Annotated in this window: 4 protein-coding genes; 1 reads left to right on the plus strand and 3 read right to left on the minus strand. The window is 45.9% G+C overall.

Translation table 11 applies throughout. The features are described 5' to 3' along the window. The 3 genes from QUA38_RS26485 to QUA38_RS26495 all read right to left on the minus strand — a co-directional run. A partial coding sequence (locus tag QUA38_RS26485) for a Rab family GTPase (RefSeq protein ID WP_333167160.1) occupies positions 1-335 on the minus strand: 335 nt, incomplete at its 3' end. A 2-nt stretch (positions 336-337) separates the two neighbouring features. Further along, positions 338-3,052: an OmpA family protein gene (locus tag QUA38_RS26490; protein WP_333167162.1), complete on the minus strand. Its 2,715-nt coding sequence runs from the start codon at positions 3,050-3,052 to the stop codon at positions 338-340. A gap of 6 nt (positions 3,053-3,058) precedes the next feature. Continuing rightward, complete coding sequence (locus QUA38_RS26495) at positions 3,059-3,667, minus strand: hypothetical protein (protein WP_333167164.1); 609 nt, start codon at positions 3,665-3,667, stop codon at positions 3,059-3,061. A 993-nt stretch (positions 3,668-4,660) separates the two neighbouring features. On the opposite strand from QUA38_RS26495, the gene alaS reads away from it, so the two are divergent. Beyond that, on the plus strand, positions 4,661-6,546 hold a 1,886-nt coding region (alaS, locus tag QUA38_RS26500; protein ID WP_333167166.1), incomplete at its 3' end, for an alanine--tRNA ligase.

Consider the following 6,546-nt stretch of genomic DNA (forward strand, 5'->3'; position numbering starts at 1 on the left):
GAAGAAAAAAGCTGAATGTGTTCGGAGATTCGCTCAACAGTTTCGGATCGGCTGACATCGGCAACGATTAAAACACCACTAGCCCCCTGCAAGTAAGTCGGTGCTATTCCTTTGAATTTTGTATGCCCTTCTAAATCCCAAATCAGCAACTTTGCAGTCACGTTTTCCCGCTGTTTTACCCCTTCTAATTCTACGATTTTGCTGGAAATTTTTACTCCTACAGTGGAGAGGTACTGGTCGCTGAATTGCCGATCGACAAAACGGCGGATTAGGCTGGTTTTGCCCACGCCAAAATCGCCGATCATACACATTTTTTTAGATATAGTAACTGACATAATTATTTACTGTTTACGGTCTTAGTTATTGGTTCAAATAGCACGCACCTGCTTAAAATTCGCGGTTGATTGGGTTCCACGTCGGCAGGAGGATGGGGGATGCCAAGCGTTTGGAGGCGCTTCGGATCAGCACCTTGCCGCACTAAAGCATCTCGCACTGCTGCGGCACGCCTGAGCGACAACTGTTGATTTGTAGCAAGTTCTCCACTTTGATCGCTGTGCCCAATTATCTTAATCTGTTTTTGAGGATATTGATCCATGATTTTTTTGACACTGGCGATGATTTCTTCATCTGTTGAGTCTAATTTGGTCGTTCCTTGCTCGAAGTAGATGCGGGTTGTAATCTTTAGCGGCTCTAATTTAATCGTACTGATGACCGACTGAACACCGGGAATTTGCTTCAGGGACTGAGCTATGTTCTGTGCCTCTGTACCGTCTCTAACTCGGCCTTCTACTGTAAGTTTACGATCGCCATACCGACTAGAAATAGAAACGCCCTCTCTCTGGTTCAAAACGGCGGTAATCCGCTGCACCTCTGCTGCCGTCAAAACTGGATCTGGGGGGACATCGACAGCTATAATTCTATTATCTAATTGCAATTTCGGTGCAGTTGATGCGGCTATTTTTGCAGCTTGTGCCCGCAATTCTTGATTTGGCAACTTTCCGGTTAGCTTTAAAGTTTTGCCATCAACTGCAACATCTAAGCGGTAAACTGCTAATTCGGGAGTGGATGCTAAAGCTGCGATGGCATTTGCTTCGAGGCGGCGCTCAACACTGCTGCGGTACTGATAAATTCCCCAAGGTACTAAGATTAAGCTCAAGGCGGCTAAACTGATAGCGGCTAGGGCGATCGGGGGTTTTGTTGATTTTTCCGTTTGTAGCGGGTCGAATAAAGTTTTTATAGACGGGTGCAGTGACTCCGGTATAGTACCGGGGTCGCCGTTAAAATCGTGAATGACTTGACCATAATTAAGGATGAGATGACTAACGGTTTGTCGTATTTTTTGGATGAAAAAGTTTGGCGGTTCTCCTTTAATCACGACGGCCATGTAGCAATATCCAGCTACTTCTAGCAGAATTTTTGAGTCGCCGTATTCAATTTGATTTAGTTCGGAAGATTCTCCCGGCTGCACGATACACTCGTTAACAAAGCTGCGAATAGCTGTGAGCATTCCTGCTACCATTTCTGATTCTAACTGGTAGCTTTCTGAGTTTTGAACTTCGGAAATTATTAAGCCTGATGCTTTGTGAATTAAGAATGCTGCTTGAACGGTGAAGGGTACTGATTCTTGGAGGATTAATTCAGCTTCGGAGACTCCTTGTACTTTGGAGCGAATTTTTCTTTTGAATCCTTCGACGCTGATGGCATTTGACACTTTTTCATTGATTGTCTTGATAGCTTCTGCCATGTATCGGGAAATTGTACTGCCAATTACGGGATAGAGCGCATCCACCATAGAGTCGCGTTCGAGTTTTATTTGGGCTGTAATCGCTTTACCCATTTCCGGTGCGATCGCCTGGGCGATCGACTCTTGGTCAAGGCGAATTTGCTCTTTAATTGCCAGACCAATTTCTGGGGCGATCGCCTTAGCGATATCCGCTGGCGAATTCACTATTTGTTGAGCAAGCGCCTCGGGAAGCAACTCAGCTATTGCCGCACTCATTGCCGACTTGTTTTCGACAGTTTTTGCCCTAATCACTTCGTCAATAATGGGGACGATCGCGTTGACAACTTCTTCTCTGGAATCGGCAATTTTTCGGCTAAGAATTTCTGCGATCCAAGGCAGCATCAACTCAATCAACTCTTGGGGTTCGTAGATTTGGTGCTCCAATTTTCCTAATTTATCGTCGATTGTTGCCATTAGGTGGCGCACCCCCGGCAAGTCGTTTTCTGCCAGCAGACTTTTCACTTGCTCGATATCAGAGATTTGAGAGCCGAACATCAGATTTTGCAGCCTTGCCATCGCGCTGTCGGCTTCATTTAAATCCTGTTTAATTTGACCTAATATTTCTGCTGGCTGCGATATCGGTGTGGGCTGTTCTACCAAGTTTGGCATCGATTGAAGCGAAGCAACCACCGGATCTAAATATGCAGTTTCTGGTGGCTCTGAGACTGTTGAAACTATGAAGTCATTGGGAATTTCCGAGGATTTTGACTCGGTTTCGGAACCGGAAACATCTTGTTGCCGATCGAACCCGTAGAATTTTTGAGTCTTGACTTCCTGTAGAGAATCTTTCATTGTCAAGTTAGACAATTTTTCGACAGGCTTTGATTCCTCCTCCAAATCCGGCTGGGCGATCGCGGAAACATCTATAGTTTTAGCTGAGGAATAGTCTTTTTCTAGTTCTGAAGTGTTGAGTTTGTGAGTAGCCCATAGCAAACTTTTGAACTCGTCTGCAACAGCCGGGGCATGGCCGGACTCCGGTTGGCGATCGCCAGTTTCGGGTACACTCGCTGCAACTTCCTCTGGCCCTTGCTCAGAAATACCTAACAAATCCATCAACCCGCCGAGGGCCCCAGCTTGATTATTTTCGTCGCTGCTGTCTTCTTCGGGCTCTGCATTTTGCTGGTTGGAACCAGCAAAAATTTTGAGATCTACTAACAGATTCAGCAAGGGTTCTAGCTGGGTTGCTGCATCGGCAGCAGAATCGTCAGGTTGAGAAACAAAACCCTCTAACTCATTTTCGTCAGCCGGATTTTCTTTCGGTAAAGCCATGCGTTATTATCCGTTATGGTGGCGCTCCGGCAACAGAAATTCGGTATTTAACTTATTATCCGCAACGCCTTTAAGTTCGGGTACAAATTCTGTGCCTTTGAGTCTCATGCCGAGTTCAAACAGAATTTCTGCCATGTCGTCTCTAGAAACTTTAACATCTCGGAGCATAGAAAAGCGACGATCGAGCTCTTCAAAAACTTGTGTTTTCAAAGTGCGGCTTTCTTCAGATAGTCGATCTCTGGTTTTGGAGAGTTCGTCGCGAAGCGAACTGGTTTGATTGTCGATCGCCTCGTCCAGGGCTTCCATGCTGCTGGAGAATTTGCGGTTAACGCGATCGACTTGCTGACGAATGTCTGCGCTTTCTTCTTGGGTGTTTGAGGTGAGCGATTTTACTTTCTTTTCTAACGAATCTACTGCCGCCTTCATTTCTCCTGAAAGAACTGTTTTTACTTGTTCGATGCGAGTTTGCATATCTTGCTGCATCATGGACAAGTCGGAATCTATTTTATCGAAGCGATTGTCGTATTCTCTAAGCTGCGCTCCAAAAATTATATCCCGGATCTGGTCAATATTTCCCAGCCGTTCGCGCATTTCTTCTTTAGTTATTTCTGCCATACTTGTACCTGGAATCTCCGAAAATTGTGAGTTTAAGAACTGTGCTAGTGATTTACTACCGTTGTTGGTGGCACTAGCTTTTTTGAGTGGGTGGGCTTTTATTGTTTGAACTCTCACCCCTGCGTCGGGGATGGGATTATTTAGAGTCAAGACTCTAAATATCCTGAGATTCAAATTTTTGAGCCTGGTCTTGTCACCAAAAATGGCGATTTGCTATCCTTGGCTTGCAGCAAGCTCATAGAAGCGTAGATTTTACTGCTATACAGTACAGCGGGGTAGATTTTAATGTCTTGTACTGACATATTCAATCATATCGCATCTTGACATTGCCTCATACCACAGCGCTTGATCCCCGGCAAAAAGCAGGCGGGCGCGGGCGCACACGTCCAATTATACATAATATATAACTCAAAAGCTGCACCGATCGCTCGCCGATCGGCTCCGAGGGATGTTGCCTTTGACCTGAAAGCACTTATAAAGTCGAACTCTGCTCCTGTGATCCTGCGATCGCCCTATAACAATTCATAGGGCCCGATCGACAGCGACCAGACCCAATAATATGAGAACTTTGTTTTTTCTAACAAACGAGATGTGTTTCCGGTTGAGAACTTTTACTTACTAGGGTTTACAACTTGTGCAGCTTTACTTTTAATCCGCAACGACAACTAAGTCTGACTCGACTGCGGTTTGGCTTGACTGCTCGATCGGCAGTTCGCCACTATTCCAAGTTGTGTTCGGTTAATTTCTGCTGCGCCTGGGAATCTAGACCGGAGACACCATGTCTATATCCTAGAATTTTCTTTCTAAATATAGCGACCTCCTTTCTCTTTCTGTCCGGGTGTCTATTATTAAGTTAGCACGAGCTTTCGGAGGAGTAAAGCACTATTTGCAAAACTTGATAGGTCTTTACATTACTAAGTATAATGATATAAATATCCACATAGATGTAAGTTCTATTGCTGCTACATCTTTACATACTTAACTGTTTTTGTCATGTCTATTTCTCCTAAGTTTCTCAGTGGCAGCCAAATCCGCCAAACATTCCTCGACTTTTATGCTCAGCGGGGACATAAAATCTTGCCGAGTGCTTCTTTGGTGCCCGAAGATCCGACAGTGTTGCTGACGATCGCCGGAATGCTACAATTCAAGCCGATATTTCTCGGACAGCGCACCGCCGAATCACCGCGCGCCACGACTTCTCAAAAGTGTATCCGCACCAACGACATCGAAAACGTCGGCCGCACCGCCCGCCACCACACGTTTTTTGAGATGTTGGGCAACTTCAGTTTCGGGGATTATTTCAAGAAACAGGCGATCGCCTGGGCGTGGGAACTTTCCACGGAAGTTTTCGGTTTACCAGCGTCCAATTTGGTTGTTAGCGTTTTCCGAGAAGATGACGAAGCTTTTGCGATTTGGCGCGATGAAATTGGCATTCCGGGCGATCGGATTCAGCGCATGGGAGAAGATGACAATTTCTGGCAATCCGGCCCGACTGGCCCCTGCGGCCCGTGTTCCGAGATTTACTATGATTTTCACCCAGAAAGAGGCGACAATATTGACCTCGAAGATGATAGCAGGTTTATTGAATTCTACAACCTGGTTTTCATGCAGTACAATAAAGATGCAGAGGGCAATTTAACACCGCTGCAAAATCAAAATATTGATACTGGCATGGGACTGGAACGGATGGCGCAAATCCTCCAGAAAGTCCCCAATAATTACGAAACAGATTTGATTTTTCCGATTATTCAATCGGCGGCGGAAATTGCCGGGATTTATTACCACAATAGCGATGAAAAAGTCAAGGTTTCGCTGAAAGTAATTGGCGACCATATTCGGGCTGTGGTGCACATGATTGCGGACGAAATTCGCGCGTCGAATGTTGGTCGGGGTTACATTTTGCGTCGGTTGATTCGCCGGGTGGTGCGCCACGGGCGACTGATTGGAATTCAGGGCGAATTTACGGTGCGGGTGGCTGAAAGTGCGATCGCCCTTTCGGAAGCTGCTTATCCGAACGTGCGGCTGCGGGAAGCTCAAATTAAGGCGGAATTGGCAAGGGAAGAAGCGCAGTTTCTCAAGACTTTGGAACGCGGAGAGAAGCTGCTGGAGGAAATTGTCGATCGTACAAAACAGCAAACCAACCAACAAATCAGCGGTCAAGATGCTTTTACTCTTTACGATACCTACGGTTTCCCCTTAGAACTGACTCAAGAAATTGCTGAGGAACAGGGAATTTCTGTGGATTTGGACGGCTTTGAAGCGGCGATGAAGGAACAGCAAACTCGCGCTAAAGATGCTCGCCAAACAATCGATTTGACCGTGCAGGGTTCTTTGGATAAGTTGGCTGAAACTATCCAGGGAACTGAGTTTGTTGGTTATGCTGAATTGTCAAGTTTAGCTGAGGTGGAAGTTATCTTGGTTGACGGCAAATCTGTGGAGGAAGCAGCCGCCGGTACTGAGGTACAAGTTGTTTTGAACCAAACGCCGTTTTATGCTGAATCCGGCGGACAAATTGGGGATAAAGGTTATTTGAATGGCAGCCTTCAGGGAGAGAATGGAGAGGGTTTGTTGGTAAGAGTTGATGATGTGAAGAAGGAATCGGATTTCTTCGTGCATTTCGGCTTTGTGGAACGGGGAACGCTGAGAGTTGGCGATAGTATTACGGCTAAAATTGACAATAGCGGCCGCCGCCGAATTCAGGCTAACCATACAGCAACTCACTTATTACAATCAGCTTTGCGGAAAATTGTGGATGATTCGATTTCGCAAGCTGGTTCGCTGGTATCGTCTGAGAGATTGCGATTTGATTTCAATTCTCCGCGCGCTGTCACAGCAGAAGAGTTGCAGAAAATTGAGGATTTAGTTAATAGTTGGATTGC

The organism is Microcoleus sp. Pol12B4, from assembly GCF_036701385.1.
Taxonomy (GTDB): domain Bacteria; phylum Cyanobacteriota; class Cyanobacteriia; order Cyanobacteriales; family Microcoleaceae; genus Microcoleus.

Coding starts and splice junctions, on each gene's coding strand:
- QUA38_RS26490 (WP_333167162.1), bottom strand. CDS start 3,052: ATGGCTTTACCGAAAGAAAATCCGGCTGACGAAAATGAGTTAGAGGGT.
- QUA38_RS26495 (WP_333167164.1), bottom strand. CDS start 3,667: ATGGCAGAAATAACTAAAGAAGAAATGCGCGAACGGCTGGGAAATATT.